The sequence below is a fragment of the Sphingomonas sp. PR090111-T3T-6A genome, assembly GCF_000383095.1.
GTDB lineage: Bacteria > Pseudomonadota > Alphaproteobacteria > Sphingomonadales > Sphingomonadaceae > Solisphingomonas.
Genome location: NZ_AORL01000004.1, coordinates 102,747 through 116,780, shown reverse-complemented (window position 1 = coordinate 116,780; position 14,034 = coordinate 102,747). Strand labels below are relative to the sequence as shown.

General features: G+C 68.2%; 14 protein-coding genes. 7 read left to right on the top strand and 7 right to left on the bottom strand.

Translation table 11 applies throughout. The features are described from left to right. Window positions 1-107 precede the first annotated feature (107 nt). Both ST3T6A_RS0101045 and ST3T6A_RS0101040 read left to right on the top strand, forming a co-directional pair. The gene (locus ST3T6A_RS0101045; protein ID WP_019831028.1) at window positions 108-779 is read left to right on the top strand and encodes a glutathione S-transferase family protein; all 672 of its coding nucleotides are present in this window, start codon (window positions 108-110) and stop codon (window positions 777-779) included. Next, a complete protein-coding gene (locus ST3T6A_RS0101040; protein WP_019831027.1) occupies window positions 776-2,194 on the top strand; it encodes a peptide MFS transporter in 1,419 nt (472 codons plus the stop codon). Before ST3T6A_RS0101045 ends, ST3T6A_RS0101040 begins: the two co-directional genes overlap by 4 nt. An 18-nt stretch (window positions 2,195-2,212) precedes the next feature. On the opposite strand, the gene ST3T6A_RS0101035 is transcribed toward ST3T6A_RS0101040, so the two are convergent. Continuing rightward, entirely contained in the window at window positions 2,213-2,656 is a 444-nt protein-coding gene (locus ST3T6A_RS0101035; RefSeq protein ID WP_019831026.1) for a winged helix-turn-helix transcriptional regulator, read from the bottom strand. A 70-nt stretch (window positions 2,657-2,726) separates the two neighbouring features. Between ST3T6A_RS0101035 and ST3T6A_RS0101030 the strand changes: the two genes are divergently transcribed. Further along, window positions 2,727-3,527: an SDR family NAD(P)-dependent oxidoreductase gene (locus tag ST3T6A_RS0101030; RefSeq protein ID WP_019831025.1), complete on the top strand. Its 801-nt coding sequence runs from the start codon at window positions 2,727-2,729 to the stop codon at window positions 3,525-3,527. A gap of 7 nt (window positions 3,528-3,534) precedes the next feature. On the opposite strand, the gene ubiG is transcribed toward ST3T6A_RS0101030, so the two are convergent. Further along, on the bottom strand, window positions 3,535-4,275 hold the full coding sequence (gene ubiG / locus ST3T6A_RS0101025) for a bifunctional 2-polyprenyl-6-hydroxyphenol methylase/3-demethylubiquinol 3-O-methyltransferase UbiG (RefSeq protein ID WP_019831024.1): 741 nt from the start codon (window positions 4,273-4,275) through the stop codon (window positions 3,535-3,537). Window positions 4,276-4,371: 96 nt separating this feature from the next. Here ubiG and ST3T6A_RS0101020 point away from each other — a divergent pair, with 96 nt between their 5' ends. Together ST3T6A_RS0101020 and ST3T6A_RS0101015 are read left to right on the top strand one after the other, a co-directional pair. Beyond that, window positions 4,372-5,613, top strand: coding sequence for an aspartate kinase (locus ST3T6A_RS0101020; RefSeq protein WP_235785703.1), 1,242 nt, complete (start codon window positions 4,372-4,374; stop codon window positions 5,611-5,613). A gap of 102 nt (window positions 5,614-5,715) precedes the next feature. Then, window positions 5,716-6,771, top strand: a complete 1,056-nt coding sequence (locus ST3T6A_RS0101015; RefSeq protein WP_083937282.1) for a nitronate monooxygenase — start codon at window positions 5,716-5,718, stop codon at window positions 6,769-6,771. Between the two features lie 16 nt (window positions 6,772-6,787). Here ST3T6A_RS0101015 and ST3T6A_RS0101010 read toward each other — a convergent pair whose 3' ends face one another. From ST3T6A_RS0101010 to ST3T6A_RS0100990, 5 genes are all read right to left on the bottom strand, one after another. After that, entirely contained in the window at window positions 6,788-7,117 is a 330-nt protein-coding gene (locus ST3T6A_RS0101010; protein ID WP_019831021.1) for a hypothetical protein, read from the bottom strand. A gap of 65 nt (window positions 7,118-7,182) precedes the next feature. Beyond that, on the bottom strand, window positions 7,183-7,974 hold the full coding sequence (locus ST3T6A_RS0101005) for a 3'(2'),5'-bisphosphate nucleotidase CysQ (protein ID WP_019831020.1): 792 nt from the start codon (window positions 7,972-7,974) through the stop codon (window positions 7,183-7,185). After that, a complete protein-coding gene (locus ST3T6A_RS0101000) occupies window positions 7,967-9,313 on the bottom strand; it encodes a TldD/PmbA family protein (RefSeq protein WP_019831019.1) in 1,347 nt (448 codons plus the stop codon). The genes ST3T6A_RS0101005 and ST3T6A_RS0101000 overlap by 8 nt, the downstream gene beginning before the upstream one ends. Window positions 9,314-9,358: 45 nt before the next feature. Next, window positions 9,359-10,282: a 4-hydroxybenzoate octaprenyltransferase gene (gene ubiA / locus ST3T6A_RS0100995; protein WP_019831018.1), complete on the bottom strand. Its 924-nt coding sequence runs from the start codon at window positions 10,280-10,282 to the stop codon at window positions 9,359-9,361. A 31-nt stretch (window positions 10,283-10,313) separates the two neighbouring features. Next, on the bottom strand, window positions 10,314-11,015 hold the full coding sequence (locus tag ST3T6A_RS0100990; protein ID WP_162140497.1) for a hypothetical protein: 702 nt from the start codon (window positions 11,013-11,015) through the stop codon (window positions 10,314-10,316). 862 nt (window positions 11,016-11,877) lie between these two features. Between ST3T6A_RS0100990 and ST3T6A_RS0100975 the strand changes: the two genes are divergently transcribed. Both ST3T6A_RS0100975 and ST3T6A_RS0100970 read left to right on the top strand, forming a co-directional pair. After that, a complete protein-coding gene (locus tag ST3T6A_RS0100975) occupies window positions 11,878-12,612 on the top strand; it encodes a 16S rRNA (uracil(1498)-N(3))-methyltransferase (protein ID WP_019831014.1) in 735 nt (244 codons plus the stop codon). A gap of 43 nt (window positions 12,613-12,655) precedes the next feature. Continuing rightward, window positions 12,656-14,029, top strand: coding sequence for a glutamate--cysteine ligase (locus ST3T6A_RS0100970; RefSeq protein ID WP_019831013.1), 1,374 nt, complete (start codon window positions 12,656-12,658; stop codon window positions 14,027-14,029). Window positions 14,030-14,034: the final 5 nt, after the last annotated feature.

Sequence of the window (14,034 nt, the reverse complement as noted above, 5' to 3'; positions counted from 1 at the left end):
CCTCCGCCCCCTCCACCATGCTGCGCATGGTCCCCCTCCCCCTTGCGGGGGGAGGATTGCTTGCGCCCTCTTCCCCCTGCCCCGCCTGCCGTCTAGGCAGGGGCATCATGTGGCACCTCTTCCAATTCCCGCTCTGCCCCTTTTCGCGCAAGGTCCGTCTTCTGCTGGGCGAGAAGGGCGTGGGCTACGAGCTGGTCCGCGAATCGCCCTGGCTGAAGCGCGACGAGTTCATCGATCTCAACCCCGCCGGGCAGACCCCGGTGATGGTGCAGGGCCAGGTGACGCTCTGCGATTCCAACGCGATCTGCGAATATTTCGAAGAGACGATCGACAAGGCGCCGATGCTCGGCGGCGATGCGGCCGCGCGCGCGGAAATCCGCCGCCTCGTCGCCTGGTTCGACGAGCGTCTCTATGGCGAGGTGGTCGGCCCGCTGATGTCGGAGCGGATGCTCAAGCGCCTCGTCCACCGCACCTCGCCCGACGCCAAGGCGCTGCGCGAGGCGATGAAGAACGCCAACAGCCATCTCGATTATATCGACTGGCTGCTCGACCATCGCCGCTGGCTGGGCGGCCCGGTGCTGAGCCTCGCCGACCTTGCCGCCGCCGCGCATCTCTCGGTCGCCGACTATCTGGGGGGGATCGACTGGCGTGGTCACGAGCAGACCAAACAATGGTATTCTGGCCTGAAGAGCCGCCCGAGCTTCCGCCCGATGCTATCGGAGCGGATGGAGGTGATCGGCCCGCCGGCGCATTACGACAAGGTTGATTTCCTGGAATGAACGCCACCACTGCCGCGGGCGCGGAGCCAGCGCTCGACTACCAGTCCGACCGGGCCTTTCTCGGCCATCCCCGCGGCCTCGGCTATCTCTCCTTCGCCGAGGCGTGGGAGCGTTTCTCCTATTATGGCATGGCGACCCTGCTCGCGCTTTATGGCGCCAAGCAGCTCTTCCAGCCCGGCCATATCGAGCATATCTGGGGCTTCCCGCCCTTTCGCCACATGCTCGAAGGGCTGTTCGGCCCGCTGACCCCGCTCACCATGGGCGGCGCGATCGCCGGCCTTTATGGCGGCCTCGTCTATCTCACCCCGCTCGTCGGCGGCGCGATCGCGGACCGCTGGATCGGCCGCACCCGCGCCGTGATCTTCGGCGCCGTGACCATGTCGTTCGGCCATTTCTTCATGGCCTTCGACCAGACCTTCCTGCTCGCGCTCGCCTGCCTTCTGGTCGGCGTGGGCTTCTTCAAGGGCAATATCGCGGCGCAGGTCGGCGATCTCTATGCGCCGGGAGACCTGCGCCGCGCGGACGCCTTCCAGATCTTCATGATCGGCATCCAGATCGCGGTGATCGCCTCTCCGATCGTGTGCGGCTTCCTCGGCCAGAAGATCGCCTGGCATTTCGGCTTCGGCGCGGCGGGCGTGGGGATGGTGATCGGCCTCCTCGTCTATCTCTCGGGCCGCCGCTGGCTGCCCGCCGAGCCCGCACCCAAGCACAAGGGCGGCGTCGTGGAGCCCCGGCCGAAGCTCGCGCCGGGCGAGGGCAAGCGCGTGCTGGTGCTGGCGCTGCTGGTGCCGGTGCTCTCCTTCACCGCGATCGGCAACCAGCAGCTCTTCGCGGCTTACGAGCTGTGGGGCGACCAGCATTATCAGCTCAGCTTCTTCGGCTGGTCGATGCCGTCGACCTTCCTGATCTCGCTCGATGCCATCGTGTCGACCGTCACAATGGCGGGATCGGTGATCTTCTGGCGCTGGTGGGGGACGCGTTTCCCCGAGCCCGACGAGATCACCAAGCTCACCATCGGCGCCTTCGTGGCGGCGCTCGGGCCGCTGACGCTGGCGCTCGCCTCGCTGCATGAGGCGGCGACGGGGCAGAAGGTGAGCCTCGCCTGGGGCCTTGCGTTCCACATCCTGAACGACATCGGCTTCGCCAACATCTTCCCGGTCGGCCTCGCGCTCTATTCGCGCGTCGCGCCCAAGGCGCTCGCGGCGACGCTGATGGCGATCTACTACATCAACCTGTTCATCGCCGGACTGATCGTGGCGAAGCTCGCGGCGTTGCTCGGCACCATGTCCGGCTTCGCCTTCTGGGGGCTGCACGCGGCCCTCGTCGCCGGCGGCGGCGTGGTGCTGCTGATCGTGCGCGGGGCCGCCGGGCGCCTGCTCGCGCCGACGGTCGATCCGGAAGCGGAAGCCGCCTGACCTCTCCCCCGGCGGGCTTCAACGCCCGTCGGGCATCACCAGACGGGTGCGAATCTCGCTGAGCGGCCGCCCCGTCGCACGGTCCACCACGACCGGCTCGATCCGCGCGCCCGTCTCGGCATCGACGGCATGGCTGACGCCGTCCGGCCCATAGTGCCGCGTTCCCCACGCGCCGATCGCCGCCAGCACGGGCAGGAAATCCCGCCCCTTGTCGGTCAGCACATATTCGTCGCGCGGCGGCCGCTCGCTGTAGCGCCTTTTCTCCAGCAATCCCGCCTCGGTGAGCGCCGACAGGCGGCGGGTGAGGATGTTGGGCGCGATCCCCAGGCTCTGCCGGAACTGATCGAACCGCGTGGCGCCATAGCCGGCGTCGCGGAGGATCATCATGCTCCAGGCATCGCCTACCCGGAGCAGCGCGCGGGCCACGGGGCAGGTGCCCCCGGAATATTTCTCAACGTCCATTGCATTGTGATAGTCACGTTACTATCAAAACGCAAGTTACTCGTTGAACCCGAGTCGAAAGGAATTGGACATGAGCAGCACCCCCCTCGGCACTGCCCTCATCACGGGCGCCTCCAGCGGCATCGGCGCGGTCTATGCGGACCGCCTCGCCAAGCGCGGCTACAACCTCATCCTCGTGGCGCGAGACACCACGCGCATGGAGACGCTCGCCGGGCGCCTTCGCGCGGAAACGGGCGTGACCATCGACGTGATCGGCGCCGATCTCACCGACGCCGCCGACGTGACCGCGATCGAGCAGAAGCTCGCCTCCGATCCGTCGATCACGCTGCTCATCAACAATGCGGGCATGTCGCTGAACGGCGGCATCCTCGAGAACGGGCCTGCCGAACTCAACCGCATCATCGCGCTCAACATCACCGCGCCGACGCTGCTGGCCTCGGCCGCCGGCAAGGCGTTCGTGGCGCGGGGGCATGGCGCGATCGTCAACATCGCCTCGGTGCTGGCCTTCGCCCCGGAGATGTTCGACGGCGTCTATAGCGGCACCAAGGCCTTCCTGCTCAACGTCACCCAGTCAATGGCGGCGCAGCACAAGGACAAGGGCCTCTATGTGCAGGCCGTCCTTCCCGGCGCGACCCGCACCGAAATCTGGGAGCGCTCGGGCAAGGACGTCGACGCGCTGCTCCCGCCCGATGCGGTGATGCATGTCGACGATCTGGTCGACGCCGCCCTCGTCGGCTTCGACCGCCGCGAGACAGTGACCATCCCGCCGCTGCCCGACGAGGGCCAGTATGTCGCGCTCAACGAGGCGCGCCTTGCCATGGCGCCCAACCTCTCCAGGCGCGACGTGGCAGCGCGTTACCGCGCCGCCTGACCTCTGCTCAGGCGGCCACCGCCGCCAGCAGATAGTCCATGCGGACGTCGTCCGAGAGGGTGAAGCCCTTCATCGGATCGAACGACAGCCCGCGCGTCTCGATCACCTGAAGCCCGGCCTCCTCGAGCAACCCGCCGAGTTCGTCGGGCTTCAGGAATTTCTGCCAGTCGTGCGTGCCCTTGGGGATCTGCCCCAACCCCTCGCCCACGGTGATAAGCGCCAGCTTCGACAGCGCCGTGCGGTTGGGCGTCGAGAGCAGCATCAACCCGCCCGGTGCCAGCGCCCCCGCAAGGCCCGCCACGAAGGCCCCGGGATCGGTGACATGCTCGATCACCTCCATCGAGCAGACGAGATCGAAGCGATCCTCCGCCTCCAGCAGCTCGACGCTGCCGTGGCGATAGTCGATCTCCAGCCCCTGCCCTTCGGCATGGAGCCGCGCCGCCGCGATGTTCTCCGCCGCCGCGTCGAGGCCGGTCGCGCTCGCGCCCATGCGCGCCAGCGGCTCGGTCAGAAGCCCCGCGCCGCAGCCGACATCGAGCGCACGCTTGCCCGCCAGCGGCCGCCGTTCATTGTGGAAGCTGCCGAAGTGCCGGTCGATCATCTCGCGCACGAATCCCAGCCGTACGGGGTTCAGCCGGTGCAGCATCGCGGACGACCCCTTCGGGTCCCACCACTCGGCGGCGAGCTTGCCGAAATGCGCGGCTTCGGCGGGGTCGATTGTGCTGTTCTGTTGGGTTGCATCGGTCATGGGCTCCCCCTATCAGGGCGGCGTTTTCTTTCCCACAGGCGATTTCTGCCGCAACATTCGAGCACCCGCATGTCCCGTCCCGCAGAACGTATCGTGATGAAGTTTGGTGGCACGTCGATGGCGGGCATCGAGCGTATTCGGAACGTGGCGCGGCAGGTCAAACGCGAGTGGGCGAAGGGCCATCAGGTCGCCGTCGTCGTCTCGGCGATGTCGGGGGAGACTGATCGCCTCGTCAATTTCTGCCGCGAGGCCTCGCCGCTCTACGATCCCAAGGAATATGACGTCGTCGTCGCCTCGGGCGAGCAGGTGACGTCCGGCCTTCTCGCGATCGCGTTGCAGGCGATCGGGGTTCCGGCGCGGAGCTGGCTCGGCTGGCAGTTGCCGATCCGCACCTCGGATGCGCACGCCTCGGCCCGCATCGGCACGATTGATACCGAGGCGCTCAACGCCAGCCTCGCCAACGGCCAGGTCGCGGTCATCCCCGGCTTCCAGGGGCAGACCGAGGACGGCCGCGTCACCACGCTCGGCCGCGGCGGATCGGATACGTCGGCGGTGGCGGTGGCGGCCGCGATGAAGGCGGATCGCTGCGACATCTACACCGATGTCGACGGCGTCTACACCACCGACCCGCGCATCGTACCCAAGGCGCGCAAGATCGAGAAGATCACCTACGAGGAAATGCTGGAGCTGGCGTCGGTCGGCGCCAAGGTGCTCCAGACCCGCTCGGTGGGCCTCGCCATGAAGGAGAAGGTGCGCGTCCAGGTGCTCTCCTCCTTCGGCGACCCGGATGCGGAGCCCACCCCCGGCACCTTCGTGGTGGGCGAGGACGAGATCGGAGAGAATAACGTGGAACAGCAGCACATCACCGGCATCGCCTATGACCGCAACGAGGCGAAGATCACGCTCGTCGCGGTGCCGGATCGCCCCGGCGCGGTGGCGACCATCTTCAACCCGCTGGCGGAAGCGAGCATCAACGTCGACATGATCGTGCAGAACGTCGCGCACGGCACCGGATCGACCGACGTCACCTTCACCGTGCCCGGCGCCGAGCTGGCCCGCTCGCTCGACGTGCTGGAGAAGGCGCGGGAGACGATCGGCTATGAGAAGCTGATCCCCGACACGCAGGTCTGCAAGATCTCGGTGGTCGGCGTGGGGATGCGCAGCCATGCCGGCGTCGCCGCGACGATGTTCCGGGCACTGGCCGAGCGCGGCATCAATATCCTCGCCATCACCACGTCGGAGATCAAGGTCTCGGTGCTGATCCACGAGGACTATACCGAACTCGCGGTGCGCGTGCTGCACACCGCTTATGGTCTGGACGCCGAAGACGCGGCCTGAACCCTATGTCGCCGTCCCGTCTTCCAGCGGGGCGGCGGCCTTGAAAGGCCCGCCGAACGGAGAGACTTGGGCTGAACGCCCGTTTCTTCTATGGGGGCGCGCATGACCAGCATCGATACCCTGACCCGCCCGGCCGCCGACAGCATCGGCCATGACCGCCTCGCCCGCCTGATGGCGCGCGGTGTCGAGTTCCTCGGCAGCAAGGTCGCGATCATGGCGGGCGCGATGTCGTGGGTGTCCGAACGCCACCTCGTCGCCGCGATGAGCAATGCCGGCGGCTTCGGCGTGATCGCCTGCGGCGCGATGACGCCCGAACTGCTCGACGCCGAGATCGCCGCGACCAAGGCGCTCACCGACAAGCCGTTCGGCGTCAACCTCATCACCATGCACCCCAAGCTCTCCGAGCTGATCGACGTGTGCGCGAAGCACAATGTCGGCCATGTCGTGCTGGCGGGCGGCCTGCCGCCGGCGGGCTCGATCGATCGGATCAAGCAGTCGGGCGCGAAGCTGATCTGCTTCGCTCCGGCGCTGGCGCTCGCCAAGAAGCTGATCCGCTCGGGCGTGGACGCGATCGTCGTCGAGGGCATGGAGGCTGGCGGCCATATCGGCCCGGTCTCGACCAGCGTGCTGGCGCAGGAGATCCTGCCGGAGGTGGCGGCGCAGGTGCCCGTGTTCGTGGCGGGCGGCATCGGCCGCGGCGAGGCGATGGCGGGCTATCTGGAGATGGGTGCGGCCGGCGTGCAGCTCGGCACGCGCTTCGTGTGCGCGACTGAGAGCATCGCGCACCCGAACTTCAAGAAGGCCTTCATCCGCGCCTCGGCCCGCGATGCGGTGGCCTCGGTGCAGATCGATCCCCGCCTGCCGGTGATCCCGGTGCGCGCGCTCAAGAATGCCGGCGGCGAACTGTTCACCGCCAAGCAGCGCGAGGTCGCCCAGCTCCTCGACGAGGGCAAGGTCGAGATGATGGAGGCCCAGCTCCAGATCGAGCATTATTGGGCGGGCGCGCTCCGCCGCGCGGTGATCGAGGGCGATGTCGAGCATGGCTCGGTGATGGCCGGCCAGTCGGTCGGCATGGTGACGAAGGAGGAGCCGCTCGCCGACATCCTCCAGAGCCTGATCGACGAGGGCGCCCACGCGCTGGAGCGCCGCTCGATCTGACGGCGGACCCCGGCGGTCAGAATTCCTGGTATTTGGCGTAGCGCGACGCCGTCTCGTCCATCGGCTGCTCGCGCGCGCGGAGCTGGTTGAAGGACCGCGAAGCGCGCCACAGGCTCATGCTGAAGGGCACGACACGCGGCACGGTGCGACCCGAAAGGAAGCCCTCGCGATAGGCTTCGCGCGCCTGGGCCAGCATCCGCTGCCGCTCATAACCCGCCTGCGCTTCGATCGCCGCGCGAAGCTGCGCCGCCAGCGTCACCGGGTCTCGCGCCCCCGCATCGCCGAGGAGTTTCTCCAACGCATCCGACTGGAACAGCGTGCGACTGATCGGGCCCTGAACGGTCATGGAGACCGCCCTAACCCCTCAAATCTTAACGAGCTGTTCGGATTTGAGCGGTGTTTCCAAAAATCCTACCGCGCCGCCAGACGCTCGGCGATCGCGGCGTAGCCGGCCAGCCGCTCCACCGCCGCAGCATGGATGCCCGGCGCCGTCACCAATATGCCGAAGGCCTCGGCATCGGGCGTGTTGAAGGCGAGCGGCGCGCCCAGCGCATCGCTCACCCGCGCGCCTGCCTCGGCCGCGATCAGCGCGGCGGCGGCGATGTCCCACTCATGCCCCCAGCGCATCGTCGCGACCAGATCGGCCTCGCCCGCCGCCACCAGCGCCATGCGCAGCGCGATCGAGTTGGGCTTGTGGACGGGCACCAGATCGCTGTCCCGGCGCGGCAACTGGTCGGCCGGCACGCGCGCGCCGGACAGCCTGTCGCGCGGCATCACGCGAATCGCCTCGCCGTTCCGGTATGCGCCTTCGCCCGCGATCGCCGTCCAGCGCTCGCCCCGCGCCGGAGCCTCCAGCACGGCCAGCACCGGCCGGCCCTGCTCGACCAGCGCCACCGATACCGCCCAGCCGGGCCGGCCGCGCAGATAGTCGCGCGTGCCGTCGATGGGATCGACCACCCACACGCGCTCTGCCGCCAGCCGCGCCTTGTCGTCGACACTCTCTTCGGAAAGCCAGCCGGCTTGCGGATCGATCTCCGCCAGCCGCAGCTTCAGCAAACGGTCGACATCGAGATCGACCTGGCACACTGGCTCGCCGCCGGCCTTCTCCCACCGCTTGACGCGCTTGTCCGCGCAGGCGAGCGCCAGCGCCCCCGCCTCGGCGGCGGCCTCCGCCACCCGCGCGAGAGGCGCCGCGTCAGGCACCGGCGACGGTCATCCCGTCGATGCGCAGCGTCGGCACGTCCATGGCGCGCTCGAACTTGAGGTCGCTGGCGGGGATGATGGCGCGGAACATGTCCTTGAGGTTGCCCGCGATGGTGATCTCCGCCACCGCCGGGCCGATCTGCCCGTCCTCGATCAGGAAGCCCGCCGCGCCGCGCGAATAATCGCCTGTGACGCCGTTCACGCCATGACCGATCAGCTCGGTGACGAAGATGCCGCGTTTCACGTCCGCCATCAGCTCGGCCGGGGAAAAAGCGCCCGGCGTCATGTAGAAATTGGTGGTGCCGGCGCCCGGAGGCCCGCCGATGCCGCGCTGGGCATTGCCGGTGGGCTGGAGGCCGAGCTGCCGCGCCGAGGCCGAATCGAGCAGCCAGCCGGTCAGCACGCCGTCGTCGATCAACACCCGCCGCGCGGTCGGAAGCCCCTCGCCGTCGAAAGGCTTGGAGCCGAGCCCGCGCACCCGATGCGGATCGTCGATGATCGAGATGCCCTTGGCGAACACCTCGGTATCGAGCGCGTCGAGCAGGAAGCTGGTCCGCCGCGCGATCGAGGAGCCGGTGATCGCGCCCGCAAGATGCCCGAGCATCGAGGAGCCGACGCGCGGATCGAACAGGATCGGCATCGAGCCGGACGATATCTTCACCGGATTGAGCCGCGCCACAGCGCGCTCGCCGGCGCGGCGGCCGATGGCCTCGGAGCCTTCCAGATCGGCGAGGTGACGGGACGAGCGATAGGCATAGTCACGCTGCATCGACGCGCCCTCGCCCGCGATGACGCTGGCCGAGCAGCCATGGCCGCTGGTCGCATAGCCGCCGGCGAAGCCGTGGCTGGTGGCGAGCGCGATGATGGTGCGGCCGGCGCTGGCCGAGGCGCCCTCGCTGTTGGTGACGCCCGCGACGGCACGTGCCGCTTCCTCGGCCGCCTCGGCGCGGGCGCGCAGCGATTGCGGCGAGACGTCCGCGCCGTCGTCGCCGTCCACATCCGGGCCCGGCGCGCGCATCAGCCGGTCTTCGGGCGCGAGGCCGGCATAGGCGTCCTCGGGCGCCTCGCGGGCCATGGCGACGGCGCGCTCCACCAGCGTGTCGAGCGCGTGGGTCGAAAGATCCGACGAGGAGACGCTGGCCGATCGCCGCCCGACGAACAGGCGCAGGCCGATCGTCTCGCCCTCCGAGCGCTCGACATCCTCCAGCGCGCCCAGACGCACCGAGACGGCGGTCGATTCGTTGCAGACATAGAGGGCGTCCGCCGCATCCGCGCCGGCCCGCTTGGCGGAGGCTACGAGATCGTGGACGCGGGACTGGGCTTCGGGGACGGTGAGCATGTCCGGCACTTAGGTAGCCGGAGCGCGTCCGTCAAAGGGCGGGCGTCAAAGGCGCGTCGCGCTTCCGACCACCAGAGCGGCCGCGAAAATGAGGAAGCCGGTCGTCCGGTTGGCGCGGAAGCGGGCGAGCGAGCCTGTTGCCGAGGCCGGATCGAGCGTCGCCACCTGCCAGCCGAGATGGAGTGCCGCCGGGATCAGCGACCCCAGCACCAGCGGATCGGGCCGAACGCTCCACAGCGCCGCGCCCCACAGCGCCACCGCCGCGGCATAGAGCGCCGACACGCCCGGCCGGACATGCGCGCCCATCGCCCGCGCCGATGATTTGACGCCGGCCAGCACATCGTCCTCGATGTCCTGAAGCGCGTAGATGGTGTCATATCCCACCACCCACGGAATGCCGCCCGCATAGAGCAGCAGCCCCGGCGCGGAGAGCCCGCCCGTCACCGCCACCCAACCGACCAGCGCCGCCCAGGAGAAGACCAGCCCCAGCCACGCCTGCGGCCACCAGGTGATGCGCTTCATGAAGGGATAGCAGGCGACCAGCGCAAGGCTCGCCACCGCGATGCCCCGCGCCGGCCAGTTCAGCGCCAGCAGCACCGCAAGGCCGACGAGGCAGAGGGAGATCAGGAAGGCCCACGCACCCTTGAGCGTCACCTGCCCGCTCGGCAGCGGCCGCCCGCGCGTGCGGGCGACACGGGCGTCGAGGTCGCGGTCGACGATATCGTTATAGACGCACCCCGCACCCCGCATCGCGATCGCGCCGATGCCGAACAGCAGCATCAGCCACACCGTCCGGACACTCGCGCCGCCCGCGAGCGCGATGGCCCAAGCGCCCGGCCAGAACAGCAGCCAGGCCCCGATCGGCCGATCGAAGCGCGCCAGCATCGCATAAGGCCGCGCCGCCGCCGGCAGCAGCGCGAGCAAGCCGCGGGTTTCGGTATCGGGGACGGAGAGGGGTTCGCTGATCACCGCCGCTCCCTAGCGTACCGTCCCGCGCCCGTCACCTAACCGGGATCGCCGGGGGCGCTACTGTCGTGGACGCGGCAACGGCGGCCTTGGTCGAGCGGTAAAGCGTCTCGGCAAGCACGGCCGACAGCACCGACTTGCTGAAGGTGATCGTCTGCCCCTGGACGATGCAGCCACTGAAACGCGATGCCAGCCTCGCGAAATTCTCGCCCTCCGCCGCACTCCCCACCGGCGACAGGACGAGCGCGCGGGTCGTCGCAGTGTCGGCGCGTACCACGCAATCCCCGAAGTCATGCAACGCGAGATAACTCTGTGCAGCCGCTGGCTCAGCACCCGCTACGTCGGGTTTATAATCCAGCGGCTCGGTGATCTGCACGGAAGGAGCAACGCGAAAGTCGATCGCATACAGCGCAGCGTACAGACTGCCTCGCAGCAAATCCGTCGGCATCGCCAACGTGCCGCTGTTCAAGCATTTCTCGTCCGCCAGTACGGCAAACGCATGCCATGTACCTTTGCCAAATCTCGGCAGCGCCAACACGCGCTCGACCATCGCGCGATGAGCCCGGACGACACACACGCCGAACGCACTTGTAACCAGCCGGGAATCGTCGTCCGTGGGCTTGATATGGTGCGGTATGACCGCCGGCACCGGGCGCGCGATGCGGCTCCCCGTATCCATCTCCGTCTGCGAGCCCATCTGGGCTAAAGCCCATCCCGCGCCGAAACCGGTGAGCATGACCGCCGACAGGCCTAACGCGCCACGCACCCACAAACGCTGGAAAGCGAGCACCGCCAATCCCCCGACACAGTCCATCGCAGCTCAATTTTACGTACCGATCGCCCATGGTACAAGTGCACCAAAGCCTCAAGCGCAGGTCGATCACACTGCCCTTGAAACCACCGACTAGCGCGGGCGAGCGACCGCCGCCACCGGCTCGCGAAGCTCATCCGGAGGATCGACGCTGACACGAATGAAGAGGAAATCGCTCTTCATAACCTCGAACACCGACAGGGACGCGTGGTCGGGGGCCAGCGCAGATGCCTCCATAATGGCGGCTTCGCTTGCGTAGTGCTTGATGCCCCTGTTCGGCGCATTATCTCATTATCGAGTGAGACGTGGAAGGATATGGATCATGCGCCGAGTCTTGCTGGGTGTTATCGCTGCCATCGCCATCCCGGCCGCGGGGTCTGCGCAGGCGGTCATAACTTCGACCGCATATGGAGTTTCCGCTCTGGGGGGTCCCACTCCGACCGAGCAGAAAATCTATTTGGAGAAGGCCACTCGCGGTGCGGAGTTTTTGAGGCAGAACGCGAAAACTCCGGCGGACACGCGGGCCTATGCGAGGAAATGCCTGCGCAACGTATCACAGCCTGATTATTGCGTGATATCGCAGATACGGCGAATGGCTCATCACAACCTCGATTGATTTCAGGGCTGGACGGTCGCTTTCCGCCATCCGCTTCGTGGCATCGAAAGCGGAAGCGGCGGGCGACTGCATGTCCGCCTCGCCGGTGCGAGCCCATCAGCAGGCCGCCCGCAAACCACCCATAGCCCCTCCCCCTTGGACAGTATGCTGTTGACCGCCTAAGCCCGTCCCATGCCCGCCACACCCGCCTGGCCGCCTGAGAGCGCGCCCCGCCTGTTCGTCGATGTCCCGCTCTCCGAGGGCACGGAGGTCGTACTCGACAGCGCGCAGGCCAATTATCTCCTCAACGTCATGCGGCTGAAGGCGGGCGACGCGGTACGCTGCTTCGACGATCGCACGGGGGAGTGGGCCGCCGAAGTCTCCTCCGCCGGCAAGCGCGATGCGCGGCTGCGCATGGTCCGTCACCTCGCCGAACGCGAGCCGGTGCCCGATCTCTGGCTGATCGCCGCGCCGATCAAGCGCCAGCGGGTCGACTGGATGGCCGAGAAGGCGTGCGAACTGGGCGTCGGCCGCTTCCTCCCCGTGCTCACCCGGCGCAGCGTGGTCGACAAGCTCAACCTCGAGCGCCTGCGCGCCCATATGATCGAGGCCGCCGAGCAATGTGGCCGCACCGCGCTTCCCGCGCTCGACGAGCCGGTGAAGCTGACGCAACTCCTCAAGGACTGGCCCGCCGACCGCACGCTCTGGTTCGCGGACGAGACCGGTGGTGACCCCTTCCGGCCCGAGCCCGGCCCCGCCGCGATCCTGATCGGCCCCGAAGGCGGCTTCGACCCGGCCGAGCGCGAGGCGATCCGCGCGCTCCGCCAAGCGCGCGGCATCTCGCTCGGCCCCCGCATCCTGCGCGCGGAGACGGCGGCGCTGGCGGCTGTCTCGCTCTGGATGGGCCACGCAGGCGACTGGCGTTGACCGCCTCTTTCCATACCGATCGGTAAACGCTAGGGCGCAAGGCATGTCGACCCGCACCGCCACCGCCGAAGCCGACCCGATCATCGAGTCGCGCGACGACCTGCTCGCCATCTTCCAGAAGGGCGAAAAGCCCAGGGATCGTTGGCGCATCGGCACCGAACACGAGAAATTCGTCTATCGCACGGCGGATCACCGCGCCCCCTCCTATGAGGAGCCGGGCGGTATCCGCGACCTGCTGAACGAACTCACCGCCTATGGCTGGGAGCCGGTGATCGAGGGCGACAAGGTGATCGCGCTCTCCGGCAGCGACGGGGCGATCAGCCTCGAACCCGCCGGCCAGTTCGAACTGTCGGGCGCGCCGCTCGACAATCTGCACGAGACCTGCGCCGAAACCGGCCGCCACCTGCGCCAGGTGAAGGAAGTGGGCGAGAAGCTGGGCCTCGGCTTTCTTGGGCTGGGTTTCTGGCCGGACAAGACGCGCGAAGAGCTGCCGATCATGCCCAAGGGGCGCTATGCGATCATGCTGCGGCACATGCCGCGCGTGGGCTCGCTCGGCCTCGACATGATGCTGCGCACCTGCACCATCCAGACCAACCTCGATTATGCGAGCGAGGCGGACATGGTGAAGAAGTTCCGCGTCTCGCTGGCCCTCCAGCCGCTCGCCACCGCGCTGTTCGCCAATTCGCCCTTCACCGAGAGCAAGCCCAACGGTTTCCTCTCCTACCGCTCGCACATCTGGACCGACACCGATCCGCAGCGCACGGGCATGCTGCCCTTCGTGTTCGAGGACGGCTTCGGCTATGAGCGCTATGCCGACTACATGCTCGATGTGCCGATGTACTTCGCCTATCGCGAGGGCCGCTACATAGACGCCGCCGGGCTCAGCTTCCGCGATTTCATGCGGGGCGAGCTGTCCGTGCTACCCGGCGAGAAGCCGACGCGCGGCGACTGGAACGATCATCTCTCCACCGCCTTCCCCGAGGTGCGGCTCAAGAGCTTCCTCGAGATGCGCGGTGCCGATGGCGGCCCGTGGAACCGGATCTGCGCGCTGCCGGCCTTCTGGGTGGGCCTGCTCTACGACGATCAGGCGCTCGACGCGGCGTGGGACGAGGTGAAGCACTGGACCGTCGAGGACCATCACCGCATCCGCGAGCAGGTTCCGACGCTGGCGCTCGCCACCAGGGGTCCGCGCGGGCGCAGCTTCCGCGAGCTGGCGGCGCGCGTGCTCGACATCGCGCATGCCGGCCTTGCCGCACGCCAGCGTCTCAACGGGGCGGGCGACGACGAGACGGGCTATCTCGCCCCGCTGCGCGAGATCGTCGCCAGCGGCAAGACGCCGGCGGAAGTCCTGCTCGACCGCTATAACGGCGCGTGGGGCGGCGACATCGGCCGCATCTATGACGAGATGGCGTTCTAAGGCGC

What these genes read in the sequence shown, in the direction of transcription:
- ST3T6A_RS0101045 (WP_019831028.1), top strand. Translation starts at nt 108, where the DNA reads ATGTGGCACCTCTTCCAATTCCCGCTCTGCCCCTTTTCGCGCAAGGTC.
- ST3T6A_RS0101040 (WP_019831027.1), top strand. Translation starts at nt 776, where the DNA reads ATGAACGCCACCACTGCCGCGGGCGCGGAGCCAGCGCTCGACTACCAG.
- ST3T6A_RS0101035 (WP_019831026.1), bottom strand. Translation starts at nt 2,656, where the DNA reads ATGGACGTTGAGAAATATTCCGGGGGCACCTGCCCCGTGGCCCGCGCG.
- ST3T6A_RS0101030 (WP_019831025.1), top strand. Translation starts at nt 2,727, where the DNA reads ATGAGCAGCACCCCCCTCGGCACTGCCCTCATCACGGGCGCCTCCAGC.
- ubiG (WP_019831024.1), bottom strand. Translation starts at nt 4,275, where the DNA reads ATGACCGATGCAACCCAACAGAACAGCACAATCGACCCCGCCGAAGCC.
- ST3T6A_RS0101020 (WP_235785703.1), top strand. Translation starts at nt 4,372, where the DNA reads ATGAAGTTTGGTGGCACGTCGATGGCGGGCATCGAGCGTATTCGGAAC.
- ST3T6A_RS0101015 (WP_083937282.1), top strand. Translation starts at nt 5,716, where the DNA reads ATGACCAGCATCGATACCCTGACCCGCCCGGCCGCCGACAGCATCGGC.
- ST3T6A_RS0101010 (WP_019831021.1), bottom strand. Translation starts at nt 7,117, where the DNA reads ATGACCGTTCAGGGCCCGATCAGTCGCACGCTGTTCCAGTCGGATGCG.
- ST3T6A_RS0101000 (WP_019831019.1), bottom strand. Translation starts at nt 9,313, where the DNA reads ATGCTCACCGTCCCCGAAGCCCAGTCCCGCGTCCACGATCTCGTAGCC.
- ST3T6A_RS0100990 (WP_162140497.1), bottom strand. Translation starts at nt 11,015, where the DNA reads ATGCTCACCGGTTTCGGCGCGGGATGGGCTTTAGCCCAGATGGGCTCG.
- ST3T6A_RS0100975 (WP_019831014.1), top strand. Translation starts at nt 11,878, where the DNA reads ATGCCCGCCACACCCGCCTGGCCGCCTGAGAGCGCGCCCCGCCTGTTC.
- ST3T6A_RS0100970 (WP_019831013.1), top strand. Translation starts at nt 12,656, where the DNA reads ATGTCGACCCGCACCGCCACCGCCGAAGCCGACCCGATCATCGAGTCG.